Consider the following 17,259-nt stretch of genomic DNA (forward strand, 5'->3'; position numbering starts at 1 on the left):
GATATGAACAGAAACATTAAACATACAATATTGGCTTTGATGACACTCATCAGCGTTCTTGGAACTTCATGCAAAAAATGGCTTGACCTGCAGCCGCAGGATGGCTTAATCCGTGAGAAGTACTGGCAAACAAAGGAGCAATTAGATGCTGCGGTAATGGGGTGCTATGCTTCCCTGTTAGGAGGAAGCACAGTTCCACTGGCCAAATATCTTTTTATCTGGGGAGAGCTTCGTGGAGATATGGTGGTGCCAGGATTGGATATTTTATCTGATGATGATGAAGCCATTTTAGGTGCTACGCAAAAAGATGAATTTGATATTATGCGAACTCAAATAGCATCTACCAATAGTTTTGTAAATTGGGAAGCAGTCTATAAAACCATCAACTATTGCAATACAGTAATCAAGTTCGGCCCTGATGTAATCAATAAGGATAAAACTTTAACAAAAGTTGCCTTAAACGCTTATCTCGCCGAAGCCCATTCCCTGCGTGGCTTATTGTACTTTTATCTATTACGTTCCTTTGGTGAAGTACCACTTAAATTGGAGCCAACCTATGACGATTCGCAGGTAGGAGCCATTGCAAAGAAAAGTAAAGAAGAAGTGTATCAGCAGGTAATTGCTGATCTGACCTTTGGTGTAGAAAATGGACAGGTTACTTTTGGCAATATGATGGAGGATAGAGGTCGTATGACTAAGTTTTCTGCCTATGCTGCACTTGCAGATGCTTACTTATGGAATGAAGAATATCAAAAAAGTATTGATGCCTGTAACAAGGTAATTGAATCTGGTAAATATCAATTGCTGCCGCAAGGTACCTCACAATCTGATTTTTATACCAATGTATTCCTGAATGGTAATTCTGTGGAAAGTATTTTTGAGTTTCAGTTTGATAATCAAAAGCTGAATCCTTTTTGGCCAATGTTTGGTCTAGGAAGAGAAGTTAGAGCTGCCGACTGGATTTCGGAAGGTGGACTTTTTGGAACTGATGCTTTCGATTCTAAGAACATAGACATCCGCGGGAACAATACATCCATGCTAGAGTCAAACTCAAGTATTTGTAAATATACCAACTTCAGAACCTCAGCCACATCTTATGCGCATTGGTTTGTTTATCGTTTTTCGGATGTGCTGTTAATGAAAGCAGAGGCACTAACCTGGCTGTCACCCGGAAATACAACGAATGCAGCAGAAGCGATTGCACTGGTTGAGAAAATTAGAACTGCACGTCATGCTTTGTATGTCGTAGGCGATAAAACCATTGATAAGCCAGATCCGGCAATTACAGAAAACGTTTCGCAATATATACTCAACGAACGCGCACGGGAGTTTGCATTTGAAGGAAAGCGTTGGTATGATATCCTGAGAAATGCAAAAAGAAACAATTACGCCAATGAAAAGCTATTGCTGGATATAGTTTCTGCAAGTGCAGACCCCAGAAAGCAACAAACGATTATAAACAAGTATAAGGATCATAGGAGCCATTATTTTCCGATCTATTCTTATGAATTGCAGACAAATAAAGCCTTGGTTCAAAATCCATTTTATCCATAAACTGCTAACCAAAAATATAAAGTTATGAAACGGAATGTTAAAATAATGTTATTGGGCTTACTGAGTTCCTTGCTATGTCTTTGGGCTTGTCGTAAAAATACCTTAGTACATGGCACATCTAACGTTGTAAATATGACTACTTATCTGAAAAATAATCCGGCTAATTTTTCAGAATTATCAAAGATTTTAGATATATCGGGCACAGCCTCATTTTTGAATGCTTATGGCTCTTATACCTTATTTGCACCTACCAATGATGCCATTAAGGCTTATTTACAGGATAAGGGTAAGGCTGTAGTAGAAGATATCAGTGCTGCAGACTGGAAGAATTTCGTGCGCTTTCATTTGCTGGCAGACTCTATCCCAACAGCTAGATTTACTGATGGTAAATTATTTGACCTAACCATGTTTGGTCAGTATCTGACCACCTCATCAGAGAATACAGGTGGGGTAACAAGGATCAGGATTAACCGCCAGGCCAATGTTGTGCAACCTAATATATCAGTAGGGAATGGGTTAATTCATAGCATTGACCACGCGTTGACACCTGCATCGCTAAGTTTAGCGCAAACTATTGAGGCAAACCCCGACTATGCTATTTTTACTCAGGCCCTAAAGGCAACAGGCTTATATGAAAAATTAAACATTTTACCTGCCAACAATCCTGTAGAAAAACAAAAATGGTTGACTGTAATTCCTGAAAGTGATGTAACATTGAAAGCTGCGGGAATAAATTCTTATGAGCAGTTGAAAACTAAGTATTCCAATACCGGGAATCCTAAGCTGGTAACAGATAGCCTACATTTATTTTTGGATTACCATATTTTATATGATGCCAAATATCTGGCTGATATCATTACTGCCAGCGCGCACAATACCTTAGCGCCATTGGAAGTGCTGACTTCCAAATTATCAGGTCAAACAGTACTCATGAACGATGATACTTTTAATGGAATACATGAGCAAGGTTTTTCTTTGGTTAGAACTAAAAGTGATATCACGGCAACGAATGGGGTAGTACATGAGGCGTCGGCGCATTTCGCTATTAAACTACGCTTTCCGTTCCGGGTTGATTTCGATGTGTGTGCTTTCCCGGAAATGATTAAGAATACAGAATATTATAAAAAGAATTCTTACGAGTTTACCAATACTGAAGCTGCGGCGCTTACTGAAATTAAGTTCTCTGGAAATGAGAAATTATTGACTTACAGATATGGTAGCGCAGGAACATCAAATACTTCTTACAATAGGGATATTTTAATAGTTCCTTTAGCACCAGCTGGTAACAGCTCAAGTTCCTCCAGGGCATCCTGGGTAGAGTTCAGAACCCCATTGCTGATCAAAGGCCGTTATAAGGTGTGGATAGGTTATTATACACAAACTCAAAGTAGCACTCCTGCAGAAGTTGCAGCCAGTATAGGTTTTGATGGCACGGATGATCGGGCTCCTCTTTCCAATGCAAGGACTTTAAACTTCGGTGTGAAACGTCCAGGGCTTAACTCTGATGTAGAGGAAGCCATAGGGTTTAAAACCTATATGGCCAACACGGTAGGTTCACAAGTAGCAAGAATGATGGGGATCGTAGATATTGATCAAACCGGACGTTATTGGTTAAGATTGACGGCTATCGGTGGAAATCAGGATTACAACAACATTGACATGATCCAGTTTATACCAATTAATGATGACCAGCAGTACTGGAAATACAACGTGGATGGATCTTTAATTTTAAGACCATGACCAGTATAAAGACAGACGAAATTTTTAAATATTATACCATCTGAAAAAATGACCAAATTTAAAACCATATATCTCATTTTAGCATTTCTGTTAGCCGGTATCCTCTTTGTCGGCTGCAAAGATTCCTGGAAAAACCACAATGAGCTGAACATTGCCAGGCTTGATCAAACGCTTTTTGAGCAGATCAGTTCAGATGCTACCCTTAGTACTTTTACTGCTTACCTGGTTAAAACAGGTTACGATGACTTATTGAAATCGTCGAAGGCATTTACAGTATGGGCACCAAATAATGAGGCGCTAAAAAGCCTGGATGCAGCCATCGTGAATGATACAGCAGCGTTGAAACGCTTTGTTGGAAACTATATCTCCAATCAAAGCTACTTTACTACCAATGCAAAACCTTCGCTGATGATTAGAATGTTCAATGGTAAAAACATCACTTTTACCAAGACAACATTCGAAGATGCCAGTATTATCCATGCCGATGTTTATGTGAAAAACGGTGTTTTGCATGTTATAAATGCGGCACCTATGCCAAAACCCAATGCCTGGGAATTTCTACAAACCACTGCGGCCGGCAGTCTGCAATTCAATTTCATTAAGGGATTGGAACATTTGGAAATAGACACGAGTAAAGGGGTTCTTTTATACAAAGATCCGGTAACGAAAAAAGGTGTTTACCAGGATGGAACTATTTTTAAAGTACTTAAAAATACATACTTTCAGCGCATTTCAAATATCAGCAGTGAAGACAGTTTAATAACCTATGTGATTTTGAATAATACGGCTTTCAATGTCGAAAAAGCGAAATTGACTACTTATAACAAACATTTCAATCCGCTTTATGCTGATACATTGACCAGGTGGAGTGTGGTTAGAGACCTGGTGGTAAATAAGGTTTACAAGATCGATGAGTTGCCAGATTCTATGACCACCGTTACCGGAGTAAAGATTCACCTTGATAAAGGTGCCATTGTGGAAACACGTCAGCTAAGTAACGGGATTGCCTATGTAGTAAACAGCATTAGCTATAAGCTGATGGAAAATAAGATTCCTACGGTGATGATACAGGGTGAGCAGCCAGATTCATTGCGCGTATCAGGTAGTACTCAAATCAGGATTAAAGTAGACCCTTCGGGCAAGCGCTTTACAGATATGCAAACCGGAAGTATTACTTCCAGCCCAAGCCCACTTTACTATTTCAGGTATAAATCCATTGTGAACTCCGTAAAATACGAAGTTTACTGGAGGGCAATAAATGATATCCTGACCGTGCCGCTGGATATGAAAGTAGATTTTAATACCACCAGATCTTTTGGTTCTGGAGTGATCACGCTGCCAACAGTAGGTTACCATACAGTTCCTTCTATTATTGGTTTAGACCAAACTTCGCAAGCTTATAAAGATGCCTATAAAGAAGTGTACCTCGGAACCTATACGGCCGATAATTACGGAACCCTGTATACGTTTTTAGCATCATCATTAGGAGCAGCTAGCGCAACACCTACAGCGCTAACATTAGATTATATTAAATTAAAACCAGTTAACTAAGTCCTCAAAAGAACCTTATGCATATATATATAAAAACGGTAATAAACAGGATCTTGCCGTGCTTACTGTTCCTTGCAATTTGTAACCCTTTGTTGGCTCAGGAAACAGATTCTCTAAGTACAACGAAAATAGTGATCAATAGGAGAGCCACAGGCCCACAAGCTACAGGGGTGGTTACTGATGCAGCTACAGGAAAGCCACTACCCGGAATAAACGTCACAGTAAAAGGTTATTCAGCAGCACTTACCGATGAAAAAGGAAATTATAAAATCAGTGTGCCGGATTATCGCGCGGTGCTGGTCATCTCTGGCGCAGGGTATCAAAGTAAAGAGGAAGCGCTTAAAGGACGTAAATCTGTAACCTCAGCATTATTTGAAGAAAATTTCACTTCGGTATACGATGCCGCTGTACTTCCTTTTGGAACGGTATTGAAGAATAGAACCCCATTTGCAGTAGCTACTGTTAATCCTAACGGGACCTGGGAGCGTGCCAATGAAACACCGGACTCTTACCTGCAGGGAAAGATTGCTGGTCTGGAAGTCATCAGAAGATCAGGAACACCAGATATAGGTGCTGATTTATACCTGCGGGGCTATAATTCCCTATATGCTACCAATCAGCCACTGGTAATTGTGGATGGAGTAATTTATGATATAGATTCTTATGGCAGTTCCATCATTTCCGGACATCAAACCAATCGGTTGGCTAACATTGATATCAAAGATATCGACAACGTCACGGTAATTAAAGACGGGGCTTCCATGTACGGAACCCGTGGTGCAAACGGTGTTGTACTCATCACAACGGGTCGCGCAAAAGATGTGGCAACCCGCCTTGATTTCTCTGCTTATGGTGGCTACAATGGTACCGTAAGTAATCTGCCGGTAATGCAGGCCGACAACTACCGTATTTTCTTATCAGATTTACTGAAAACGAAACCTGGTATGACAGATGCTTTGATCAAAGAATTGCCATATATGAATGATGGTCCGAGTCCTAATTATTATGCCTATCATCAGAATACCAACTGGCAGGACAAGGTAATCAGCAATGGCATTAGTCAAAACTATTATTTGAAAGTGACCGGTGGTGACGATGTTGCTACCTATGCACTGTCACTAGGATATTTGAACAATGAAGGACTTACTGATAAAACCGACTTAACCCGCTATCAGACCAGATTTAATGCCAACCTTAACTTGTCTTCAAAACTTACGGCACAAGCCAATCTGGCCTTTACGCGGAGTGAGCAGAATTTAAGAGATCAGGGGCAGGCTTATGCTACCAATCCATTATACCTTGCTTTAGTGAAGTCTCCGTTTTTATCGGCTAATGAACTTTCCGAAACTGGTATACAATCTCCAAACCTGGCCGATACCGATGTTTTTGGGATCAGCAACCCTAGTGCGGCTATTGAAAATGTGCAGGCGCTAAACCGCAATTATCGTTTCTCTGGCTCAGTTGGCTTTACCTATCTTTTTAATAAGACCTTTAAAGCAAATACCATCATCGGTCTTACTTATGATAAAGTCAGGGAGAATTACTTTAGTCCTCGACTCGGAATCGCATCTGTTTTATTGCCAACGGCCTTAGGATATAACAAAGTCGCAGCGGGTGTACAACGTCTGTTTGCAGTAAATACAGATACCTGGATTTCTTACAACAAAGATCTGAGCCGCATAAGTAAGTTGAGTGCCAATTTGGGCTTTAGGTATCAAAGCAGTAATGCCGAAATAGACAACGGCACAAGTTACAATACGGCAAGTGATGATTTTGTAACCTTAGGTGGTACGCAAAATACATTGAGAATTGTAGGCGGATCTTTGGGTAAATGGAATTGGTTAAACACCTATTTTAATGTGAATTATGAAGCCTATAGCAAATACTTTTTATCTTTTAATATCGCTGCAGATGCCTCTTCACGTTTTGGTCAGCATATTCCAAATGTATTAACCTTAAATGGTATTAAAATGGCAGTTTTACCGTCCATCGCAGGATCATGGTTAATCTCTTCGGAAGATTTTATGGCAAACAATCGCTTTGTGGAAAGCTTAAAACTACGGGCCAGTTACGGTTTAACCGGTAACGATGACATCGGGAATTACAATGCTAAAACTTATTATGTTTCTCAAAACTTTTTGAACAGACAAGGTTTGGTTAGGGGTAATATTGGCAATACTGCCTTGAAATGGGAAACTAATGCGAAGCTAAATGTTGGTGTAGATGCTTCATTTTTTAAAGAACGTCTGAATATAAGTGTTGATCTGTATCGCAATAAAATATCCGACATGCTAATTTATGAACCTTTATATACTTCAACTGGCTTTAGTTACGCGCTGAGTAATGCCGGGAGTATGGAGAATAGGGGAATAGAGGTGGCAGTAAGCAGTCGTTTAATTAATGCTGGAAATTTGAAATGGGATATGGGATTAACCTATGCGCTGAACAGAAATAAGATCAGCAGTCTGGGTGGAAATAACAGCCTGATTACGGATTACAGTGGGGCCACCATCATTACCCAGGTCGGTAAAGCTGCCAACTTATTTTACGGCTATAAAACGAAGGGGGTTTACGAATCAGATGCTGCGGCTACAGCTTCGGGTTTAACCAATAAAACAGCTGACGGTGCCTTTATTCCTTTCCAGGGTGGAGACATGAAGTTTGTGGATGTAAATGGCGACCATGTAATTGATGAGCAGGATAGACAGGTAATTGGCAATCCGAATCCTGAATTCACAGGGTCGTATAGCAATAAGATTACTTACAAACGCTGGTCTTTAGATGCGCTATTCACATTTAGCTATGGGAATGATATTTATAACGGACCTCGTGCAGCTTTAGAAAGTATGAAAGGGTTTGAAAATCAAAGTCAGGCTGCAGTAAATCGCTGGAGAACAGACGGACAGGTAACTAATATGCCGCGGGCGTCCTGGGGTGATGCTTCCAGAAATTCAAGATTCTCTGACCGCTGGATAGAGGATGGCTCTTACCTTAAATTGAGAACAATCTCTTTGAGCTATAATGTACCGGTAAAAGCAGCATTTATCAGATCGGCTACTATTTACGCCATTGCTAATAATGTGTTTACCGCGACTAAATACCTGGGTTATGATCCTGAATTTAGTGCAAGTTCCAGTGTGTTTGCCCGTGGGGTAGATATCGGATTAGAACCTGGCTTTAGATCCATGGTGTTAGGTGTAAGAATTGGTTTGTAGTATAGAAAAGAAAAAACATTGATATGAATAAGAATTTATCCATCACATTTACAAAGTACTTGCTGGTTGTGTTGGGCTTAAGTACCATGTTATCCTGTAAAAAAACATTTGATATCAAGCCCCAGGATGCATTGGAGCCATCACAAATGTATCGGAATGTGTATGATGCAGACGCGACCATACTTGGTATTTATGGCAAATTTGTAGGCCTTGCAGACAGGTACATCTTGCTGAACGAATTAAGAGCAGACTTGCTTGATGTTACCGGTAATGCAAATGCTTACTTAAAACAATTGGGTACACAAACTGTAGCGGCCGACAACCCTTATGCGGACCCAAAACCTTTTTATGAGGTAATCATTAATTGTAATGATGCACTGAAAAACTTTAACATCATGCGCGACAAAAAGTTGTTGGACAACAACCAGTATTATCAGCGTTATACAGATATCTTGTTTTTGCGCAGCTGGTTATATCTCCAGTTGGGTATTCATTACGGTAATGTGCCTTATGTTACAGATGCGCTCACCAATATCGATGATCTTAAAGACGAAAGTAAGTTTCAAAAAATCCCTTTCGAAGAGCTGTTAATGCGCTTAATTGCGGAAACCGAAGCCACCCCACGAGAGTTTTTAAATCAAAATACTGCCGAAGCCAGTCCAACATTGATTGTGCCAATGGATACCTATGTAATCAAGGATGGTGTCTTTAAGTTTTTCATTCAGCGAAGATCACTTCTTGGCGACTTGCATCTGTGGAAAGGGAATTACCTTAAAGCGGCAACTTATTACAAAGATGTAATGGAAACCGGAACAAATTTGAGTAACAATTCTTCTCAGCAGGTTGATTTGTATGACACCTATAGGGTTGGTGATGACAATTCAACGGATCACTCTTTAAAAACAACAGCTGTACTAAACCCTTGGACAAGGATTTTCACAGGTATCTTATCAGACAAAATTCCAAACTGGGAACGGATGTGGACTTTACCTTTTAGTGGGAAATTCTCTCCTGGAAATCCTTTGCTTTCCCTGTTTTCTGCTTCAGGTAATTACCTGGTTAAACCTGCAATCCTGTCGATCAATAACTGGAATAACCAAATCCGGTTAGATGGAAGTCTAACAGACAGAAGAGGCTTAAATATGTCGTACCGATTAAATGGCGGACAACCAGAGGTTTTAAAATACACGCAAAATTATAGTTCACTACTTCCTTTCGAAAAAACAGGAATCTGGATTTTATACCGGGCCGCAATTTTACATCTGCGTTATGCTGAAGCTGCGAACCGTTTAGACCGCACGGCGTTGGCCGGTGCTTTAATCAACAGTGGTATCAAAGCCAAATTTGGTACCAAATCAACATATAATGGTGCTCCTGATATTTATCCGTTTGATTTTAATGGTGATGGCGGTACCATTAGGGGTAATTGGTACCGGAATTCAGGAATCAGGGGCAGAGCGGTGAATCAGGATGTGCCAATCCTTACCGCCAATGCCATTGTAGATACAGAAGACAAAATTATACAGGAAGAGGCTTTAGAAACTGCTTTTGAAGGGTATCGCTGGCAGGATTTGTTACGTATTGCATTGCGTAGACATGCCACTGATCCTAATTATCTGGCAGATAAAATTGCGGCTAAGTTTGAGGCAGCCGGTGATGGTGCGTCTGCTGCAATTGCCAGGTCCCGCCTGACCAATCAAGCCAATTGGTACCTACCTTTTAAAATAAAATAATATATCATCCTAAAACAAACTACATGCTACGTACTTTTTCGGTTTTAATTACCTCTTTTTTCTTAACTATTGCGGCTAATGCCCAACAACTTGCTTTTCCCGGAGCCGAAGGCTTCGGCAGGTTTGCAACTGGCGGTCGGGGCGGTTCTGTTTACCGGGTAACTAATCTTCACGACTCTGGTAAGGGTTCTTTTCGCGATGCAGTGAGTCAACCAGGCAGAACTGTGGTCTTTGACGTTTCTGGTGTAATCAAGATCGGAGCCAAAATAGCTGTTTCCCCTAGAATTACCATTGCTGGTCAAACTGCTCCAGGTGAAGGTATTACGGTGTATGGCAATGGTGTTTCCTTTAGTGATAGTACCATTGTTAGATATATGCGCTTTAGAGGAAGTATCAATATGTCTAAAGGATCTTGCACAGTTATCGCTGACGATTTAACGGACATTATTTTTGACCATGTCTCTATTGAATGGGGGCGTTGGGATAATCTCCACATCAAAAAAAGTAAAAATGTAACCTTACAATACTGTATGGTGGCTGAGGGTATAGACCCGCAGCGTTTTGGTGCATTACTTGAAGTTCCAGAATATGTAACTATGCATCACTGCTTGTTTACGGGAAATCAAAGCCGCAATCCCAAGGCAAAAGCAAAAATAGAATTCATTAACAATGTGATTTACAATTGGGGTAAAAGCGGCTTTGTTGGCGGTCACTCCAGTGCTGACCATTATCAGGACATTGTGGGTAATTACTTTATTGCGGGACCTAATTCGGCTAATAATTTCTTAAGTATGTTTTCTGCTACAGACCATGTATATCACAAAGACAATTTTGTAGATTTAAATAAAGACGGTGAATTAAACGGACGTTTAGTGATTGATGAAGATTTTGTTAAAGAAGGTGCTACGCTCTTAAAAGAACCAACTCTTTTATCGAAAAGCAGTGTTAAGATAAGTACCGCTGCTGAGGCATGTAAAGTGATTATGGCGGAAGCCGGTTCCTCATTAAAACGAGATGCCATAGACAATAGGATTATAGGCTATTTCAAAAGTTTGGGTAAAAGTGGACAAATTTTTAAAACCGAGGCCGATGCAGGTGGACAGAACATACCAAAGGAAATTAGCTCTTTAGTAAAAGATACTGATCATGATGGTATTCCTGACGATTGGGAAAAGAAAAATAAACTTAATCCTAATAACCCTGTTGATGGGTCAAAAGTTAATGCAACAGGCTACACAAATCTTGAATTATATCTTAATAGCCTGGTAAAACGATAAGAATATGAAGATGCTATTTCCTGGAAGAAAATTTACAGCAGTTATGCTGCTAGCTTTTTTTTGCCCCTTTATCAGTCTGTTTGCACAAATAAATAGGCAGGCATTAGTTCAAAGACATAAGGTACTGGTTAATAAAATTGATCCATTGTCATCCCTCTCGGTTGGTAATGGCAAATTTGCCTTTACTGTTGATGCAACGGGGCTACAGACTTTTCCTGATGCTTATGCTAAAGGTGTACCGCTTGGTACACAATCAGAATGGGGCTGGGATACTTTTAAAGATACTGCCAATTATAAAATTGAGGAGGCTTATAAATATTACAATCAATATGGCCGTAAAGTGCCATATACTGTTCAATTGAATGAACCAAAAAGAGCTAAAGAAGCGGTTAATTTTTACAGACAAAATGTACACCGGTTACAATTAGGAAACATTGGTTTGGAGCTTAGAAAAGCCAATGGCAAATCTGCCCTTCCTGAGGATATTAAAAATATAAGCCAGCAATTAGATCCCTGGACAGGTGAAATAAAAAGTTCTTTCACATTTGAAGGCATTACCGTAAATGTAACCACGGTTGGACATCAGGATCAGGATATTGTTGCTGCAACTGTTAAATCGGATCTGATTAAACTCGGGCGTTTAAAAATCAAGCTGCGGTTTCCTTATCCTACCGGAGATTGGGCCGATGCGGGCAACAATTGGGCTACTCCTGAACGCCATCATTCGGCGATTGTAAATAGTAACCAGAATGGCGCAATTGTAAGGCATCAGCTTGATTCTGCATCTTATTTTACTTCTTTTTCATGGAAAACAGGTGGACGTATTATCGAAAAATCAAAGCATTATTTTACGATTGTACCCGATAAAAAATCAAATGAGTTTAACTTCAGTTGTCTTTTCAGTGATAAAAAAAACATGCCTGCCGTACCATTATTTGCTATTGTACAGGCCAACAGCATCAGTAAATGGAAAGCATTTTGGTTAAGTGGTGCCGCAGTTGATTTCAGCGGAAGTATCGATAAACGGGCTAGTGAACTGGAACGCCGAATAATCTTATCGCTGTACCTGACGAAAATTCAGTGCGCTGGTGATTTTCCACCACAGGAAACGGGTTTAACATATAATAGCTGGTATGGCAAACCGCATCTGGAGATGCATTGGTGGCATGGTGTTCATTTTGCGCTTTGGGGTAGACCAGAATTGCTAAATAAAAGCGTGGACTGGTATTTTAAAGTGAAAGATAAAGCTGCTGTCATTGCCAAACGCCAAGGTTTTGATGGAGTGCGATGGCAAAAAATGACGGACAATGAAGGTAATGAATCTCCTTCATCCGTAGGCGCTATGCTGATTTGGCAGCAGCCACATATCATTACCTTTACCGAGCTTGAATACAGAGCTCATCCTGATCAGAAAATATTGCAGAAGTATAAGGATTTGGTTTTCAGTACGGCTGATTTTATGACCTCTTTTGCCCATTATGATGTGACGAAACAACATTATGTATTGGGACCGGGTTTAATTCCTGCACAAGAACGCTTTAAAGCTGAAACTACCTTTAATCCAACTTACGAATTGGCTTATTGGGAATGGGCATTAAAAACTGCACAGCAATGGCGCGTCCGTTTAGGAATGTCTCGCAATGCAAAATGGGATGATGTGATTGCGAAATTATCACCATTGCCAAAGCAGGATGGGGTATATCTGGCAACTGAGAGTGCGATTGATTCCTATACCAATCCTGAATATAAAACAGATCATCCCTCAGTTTTGGGAACGTATGGAATGCTGCCGGAAACCAGTTTGTTAGATAAGGAAGTAATGAGAAAAACCTTTAATCTGGTTTGGGATACCTGGAGTTGGAGTAATACCTGGGGATGGGATTTTCCTATGACGGCAATGACAGCAGCGCGTTTGAATATGCCGGAGAAAGCCATAGATGCTTTAATGATGGATGTGCAAACAAACACTTATCTGATTAACGGCCATAATTATCAGGATGAACGTTTACGTTTATACCTGCCCGGCAACGGAGGCTTACTCACAGCCATTGCAATGATGTGTGCTGGCTGGGATGGAAATACTATCCAAAGCCCGGGTTTTCCTAAAGATGGAACGTGGAAGGTAAAGTGGGAAGGCTTTAAAAAGATGATGTAGACTAATAGCAGGATGAGGCAGGTTGCTGTTTAGCTGTTTACTTTTTAAGTTTATCCAATTACTAGTAACTAAAGTTGTTTTCAACTTTTTACAATAACCAAATATATTTCTAAATCATTATGAGATTTTTTAACAATCTGTTGTTTGTCGTTGCCCTCTTTTTTTCAGTTTCTTCGTTTGCTCAGCCTAAAGCGCCAGATTGGGTTTCAAAAGTCGGCGCCAGGGCCATTAGTTTTAAAAGCAATACTTATAATGTAAATAAATATGGAGCTGTAAATGATGGAAAAACATTAAATACCAAAGCTATTCAGCAGGCCATAGATGATTGTGCCGCTAAAGGTGGAGGAGTGGTTTCATTTGGTCCGGGAAAATACCTTACTGGATCACTTTTTATTAAAAAAGGGGTGAACTTTAAAATTGATAAAGACGTTGAGCTGTTAGGTAGCGAAAACATTAAAGATTATAAGGAAATAGACACGCGTGTTGCCGGTATAGAAATGAAGTGGCCGGCTGCCTTGTTAAATATTCTAAATCAGGAAAATGCGGGCATTAGTGGGGAAGGACTAATCAATGCACAAGGAAAGGTTTTTTGGGACTATTATTGGAAAATCCGTAAGGAAGATTACGATCCTAAAGGATTGCGTTGGATTGTGGACTATGATGCAAAAAGACCAAGAACGATTTTAATCTCAGACGCTAAGAATATTATTTTAAGTGGTATTCATGCGCAGCAGGCCGGTTTCTGGACTGTGCAGGTGCTTTACTCTTCTTATGTAACTGTTGATGGCATTACCATTCGTAACAATGTTGGCGGGCATGGACCTAGCACCGATGGAATTGATATTGATTCTTCGTCATGGATATTGGTGCAAAACTGTGATATTGATTGCAATGATGATAATTTCTGTTTAAAGGCAGGGCGTGATTGGGATGGGCTTCGGGTAAATCGTCCAACAGAATATGTGGTGATCTGTAAGAGTGTAGCCAGAAAGGGTGCCGGGCTTTTGACACTAGGTAGTGAAACCTCAGGTGGCATTCGTCATGTATGGGCTACGGACCTTGTAGGTTATGGTACAGGTAATGCTTTAAATATTAAGTCCGCAAGAACACGCGGTGGTACTGTGGAAGATATCTATTTTGGCAATATTACCATGAATGGTGTGGGCAATGTGATTCAGGTTAATCCAAACTGGAATCCAACTTATAGTTACTCTACACTTCCGTCAGGGTACAATCCAGATTCTATTCCTCCACATTGGACAAAATTGTTAAACAGGGTAACACCTGAATCGAAGGGTATTCCCAAAATCCAAAATGTAACGGTTTATAATGTTAAAGCTACCGGGGCAAAGAAAGCGATTAATGCAATTGGCTTTAAAGAAACAATTTTAAAGAATTTTAATCTTTTGAATATCAATGTAGAGGGGGGAACTGCCGGAACGATTGATTTTGCCGAAAACTGGAGTTTTAAAAATGTTGATATTAAATCAGATGATAAAACTAAACCGGAAGTAACCAATTCTGTTGGTGTAAGGTTGTAATTTTAACAAAGAAGTAGTTATTAATCGGTATGAAATGAGTTTAAGATTGTCTTTAGCGTTTTGTGTTTTACTGTTGACTTGCATCTTTGCAAAAGGACAAACTATTACTTCAAAACAAACAGAGCCCGATAAAGTACTTTGGTATAAGAAACCTGCAAAGAACTGGGACGAAGCATTGCCAATAGGCAATGGACGATTAGGTGCCATGATCTTCGGAAATGTGGATTCGGAGCTGATACAGTTAAATGAAGAAACGCTATGGACGGGTGGACCTGTTGATCAAAACCCAAATCCGGATGCTCCGAAGTACTTACCACAAGTTAGAAAATTACTTTTTGATGGGCAAAGTGGGCAGGCTTCGCGCCTGATGCGTAAAATGCAAGGGCCAAATACCAATATGTATCAGCCATTGGGTGATGTGAGGTTGAAACAAAAGATAAATGGGGTAGTAAGCAATTATAGCCGTGGACTTGATATTTCAAATGCAACATCATTCACCAAATTTACAGTGGATGGGGTCAAATATACTCGTGAATACTTTTCTTCTGCACCTGATCAGGTGATTGTGATGCGGCTTACTGCAAGTAAACCAAAAGCGTTAAATGTGAGCTTGTCTTTATTTAATGAACTGGAACATCAGGTTATTTCTTCCGGAAATAATGAGCTGGTGCTGAAAGGTAAGGCCAGGATCTATTCTGATGAAAGGCGTAACCAGAAACCACTCATTTATAAAGATAGTTTAGGGCATAATGGAATGCGTTATCAGGCACGTATAAAAGTGGTTAGTACAGATGGGAAGCTGCACACAGATAGCTTGCTTCATGTAAACGACGCCTCCGAAATCCTGATATTGATATCAGGGGCCACCAGTTATAATGGATACAATGTGTATCCGGATAAGGATGGAAAGGATGAAAATGCTTCGGCGTTGAAATTTCTTAAATCTGCAGCAGCTCAGTCTTTTGTGAAATTAAAAGAATCCCATGTAAAAGATTACCAACGCTATTTTAACAGGTTGAGTTTTTCTATTAACAATAGCGGTAATTTGTTGGCTGACGTACCTACAGATGAGCGATTGTTGGCCTATAAGAGTGGTAAAGCTGATTATGGATTGGAGGAGCTTTATTTCCAGTTTGGTAGGTATTTGTTAATTTCCTGTAGCCGTCCGGGTGGTATTCCTGCAAACTTGCAGGGCATTTGGAACCCATTGATCAGACCATCCTGGAGAAGCAATTTTACGACCAATATTAATCTTCAGATGAATTATTGGCCTGCAGAGGTTTGTAACCTGTCTGAATTAACAGAACCCTTGATTACGAAAATTAAGGAAATGGCTATGAACGGGAAAAATACAGCCACAAACTATTACCATGCTGCGGGCTGGGCTGTTCATCATAATTCTGACATTTGGGCGCAAACTAATCCTGTAGGCGAAGGCAGCGGCGACCCTAAATGGGCCAATTGGTCTTTGGGTAGCCCATGGTTGTCACAACATCTATATGAACATTATCTATTTACTGGTGATAAGCAGTATTTAAAGGATACGGCTTATCCATTGATGAAAGGTGCAGCTTTATTTTGTTTGGATTGGCTGGTTGAAAAGGATGGATACCTGGTTACTGCACCTTCTACCTCCCCTGAAAATAGTTACATTCTTCCGGATGGGAGTAAAGAAGTTGTAACCATTGCTTCTACAATGGATATGTCCATCATTAGAGATTTGTTTGCCAATGTAATGGATGCAGCCGCAATTCTGGGAACTGATAAAGAGTTTGCAGCCTTGCTAAAAACTAAATATGCCAGACTTTATCCATTGCATATCGGCAAAAAGGGCAATTTACAAGAATGGTACGGGGACTGGGAAGATGTTGAACCTCAACATCGACATGTTTCTCATTTGTTTGGCCTACATCCGGGAAGAGAGATCTCGCCACTAATAGATACCGTTTATGCAAATGCTGCCCGCAGAACTCTGGAGATCCGCGGGGATGAGGGAACCGGATGGAGTAAAGCCTGGAAGATTAATTTCTGGGCCAGATTACTTGATGGCAATCACTCCTATAAGATGTATCAGGAATTGTTGAAGAATTCAACACTCAACAATCTTTTTGATACCCATCCTCCTTTTCAGATAGATGGTAATTTTGGTGCAACTGCAGGTATAGCCGAAATGCTTTTACAAAGTCATTTGGGCCCTGTGCAGCTTTTGCCAGCTTTGCCTGATAGTTGGCAAAGCGGTTATGTCAAAGGTTTAATGGCAAGAGGAGGTTTTCAGACAGATTTATACTGGGAGGCTGGCAAATTGAAAAAGGCACGTATTTTTTCTAAAAATGGAGGGCGGTTAACCTTGCAATCAAATGTGCCTTTAAAAATAAACATAGTTGGGGCCAGGTATCAACAATTGAAATCCAACATGGGAGTAACCTATCAAATCGTTGCTGAAACCAAATCTGGTATCAGTTATGAACTTCAAACCGACTAAATACTGATGAA

General features: G+C 40.3%; 9 protein-coding genes. All 9 read left to right on the forward strand.

All coding sequences use genetic code 11. From position 1 onward, the window contains the following. Positions 1 to 3: 3 nt before the first annotated feature. Positions 4 to 1,554, forward strand: coding sequence for a RagB/SusD family nutrient uptake outer membrane protein (locus tag P0Y49_03180; protein WEK20151.1), 1,551 nt, complete (start codon positions 4 to 6; stop codon positions 1,552 to 1,554). Positions 1,555 to 1,578: 24 nt separating this feature from the next. Then, positions 1,579 to 3,294 (forward strand): fasciclin domain-containing protein, encoded by a 1,716-nt coding sequence (locus tag P0Y49_03185; protein ID WEK20152.1) that lies wholly within the window; start codon positions 1,579 to 1,581, stop codon positions 3,292 to 3,294. Positions 3,295 to 3,342: 48 nt separating this feature from the next. Continuing rightward, positions 3,343 to 4,845, forward strand: coding sequence for a fasciclin domain-containing protein (locus P0Y49_03190; protein WEK20153.1), 1,503 nt, complete (start codon positions 3,343 to 3,345; stop codon positions 4,843 to 4,845). 17 nt (positions 4,846 to 4,862) lie between these two features. Continuing rightward, on the forward strand, positions 4,863 to 8,060 hold the full coding sequence (locus P0Y49_03195) for a SusC/RagA family TonB-linked outer membrane protein (GenBank protein WEK20154.1): 3,198 nt from the start codon (positions 4,863 to 4,865) through the stop codon (positions 8,058 to 8,060). Positions 8,061 to 8,083: 23 nt separating this feature from the next. Next, positions 8,084 to 9,793 (forward strand): RagB/SusD family nutrient uptake outer membrane protein, encoded by a 1,710-nt coding sequence (locus tag P0Y49_03200; GenBank protein WEK20155.1) that lies wholly within the window; start codon positions 8,084 to 8,086, stop codon positions 9,791 to 9,793. Positions 9,794 to 9,816: 23 nt separating this feature from the next. Beyond that, entirely contained in the window at positions 9,817 to 11,070 is a 1,254-nt protein-coding gene (locus P0Y49_03205) for a hypothetical protein (GenBank protein WEK20156.1), read from the forward strand. A 4-nt stretch (positions 11,071 to 11,074) separates the two neighbouring features. Continuing rightward, positions 11,075 to 13,225: a hypothetical protein gene (locus P0Y49_03210; GenBank protein WEK20157.1), complete on the forward strand. Its 2,151-nt coding sequence runs from the start codon at positions 11,075 to 11,077 to the stop codon at positions 13,223 to 13,225. Positions 13,226 to 13,344: 119 nt separating this feature from the next. Further along, positions 13,345 to 14,766: a glycosyl hydrolase family 28 protein gene (locus P0Y49_03215; protein ID WEK20158.1), complete on the forward strand. Its 1,422-nt coding sequence runs from the start codon at positions 13,345 to 13,347 to the stop codon at positions 14,764 to 14,766. Positions 14,767 to 14,800: 34 nt separating this feature from the next. After that, the gene (locus P0Y49_03220) at positions 14,801 to 17,248 is read left to right on the forward strand and encodes a glycoside hydrolase family 95 protein (GenBank protein ID WEK20159.1); all 2,448 of its coding nucleotides are present in this window, start codon (positions 14,801 to 14,803) and stop codon (positions 17,246 to 17,248) included. Positions 17,249 to 17,259: the final 11 nt, after the last annotated feature.

Source organism: Candidatus Pedobacter colombiensis (assembly GCA_029202485.1).
GTDB classification, from domain to species: domain Bacteria; phylum Bacteroidota; class Bacteroidia; order Sphingobacteriales; family Sphingobacteriaceae; genus Pedobacter; species Pedobacter colombiensis.

Bases quoted from the DNA above. Each gene is read 5' to 3' on its own strand.
- P0Y49_03180 (WEK20151.1), top strand. From the start codon at position 4: ATGAACAGAAACATTAAACATACAATATTGGCTTTGATGACACTCATC.
- P0Y49_03185 (WEK20152.1), top strand. From the start codon at position 1,579: ATGAAACGGAATGTTAAAATAATGTTATTGGGCTTACTGAGTTCCTTG.
- P0Y49_03190 (WEK20153.1), top strand. From the start codon at position 3,343: ATGACCAAATTTAAAACCATATATCTCATTTTAGCATTTCTGTTAGCC.
- P0Y49_03195 (WEK20154.1), top strand. From the start codon at position 4,863: ATGCATATATATATAAAAACGGTAATAAACAGGATCTTGCCGTGCTTA.
- P0Y49_03200 (WEK20155.1), top strand. From the start codon at position 8,084: ATGAATAAGAATTTATCCATCACATTTACAAAGTACTTGCTGGTTGTG.
- P0Y49_03205 (WEK20156.1), top strand. From the start codon at position 9,817: ATGCTACGTACTTTTTCGGTTTTAATTACCTCTTTTTTCTTAACTATT.
- P0Y49_03210 (WEK20157.1), top strand. From the start codon at position 11,075: ATGAAGATGCTATTTCCTGGAAGAAAATTTACAGCAGTTATGCTGCTA.
- P0Y49_03215 (WEK20158.1), top strand. From the start codon at position 13,345: ATGAGATTTTTTAACAATCTGTTGTTTGTCGTTGCCCTCTTTTTTTCA.
- P0Y49_03220 (WEK20159.1), top strand. From the start codon at position 14,801: ATGAGTTTAAGATTGTCTTTAGCGTTTTGTGTTTTACTGTTGACTTGC.